1 protein-coding gene is annotated in these 372 nt (G+C 43.0%); it reads right to left on the bottom strand.

Features of this window, described 5'->3' with window-relative positions; all coding sequences use genetic code 11:
• A partial coding sequence (locus tag AC0L3B_RS38630; protein ID WP_473382894.1) for a hypothetical protein occupies positions 1-372 on the bottom strand: 372 nt, incomplete at both ends.

Below are 372 nucleotides of genomic sequence, written 5' to 3'. Positions count from 1 at the left end.
GCTGAGAATATTTTGAATGAGACCATATCGTAGGCTCATAAAACAACTGTATTTTTTTATCCCCACCTGTGAAAGTATAATAATTCGAGAGTTCATCATCCGAAAATACTTCTAGACGTCCCGCTGTGCCTAATTCGCGAGCGGCACTCCGTGTTTGCGCGGCAGTCAACGTAAATCCAGCATCTCGAAGACAGTCTATTAATTTATACAGGCAGAAAAACTCATAAAGCTTATCGAGCGACTTCATTCCGAACAGATAGTTAGCACCACTCCACTTTGGCTGGCCCAGCTTGTACCACTCATCAATCAACCTAAAAGTCTTATCATAATGAGTATATCGCTTAGCAAGAGGCGTCAGGACAGGTCGAAGCA

It is taken from the genome of Bradyrhizobium sp. Kon56 (assembly GCF_055807635.1).
The sequence above is the reverse complement of the archived record's forward strand: the minus strand, read 5'-3'. Positions and strand labels throughout refer to the sequence as shown.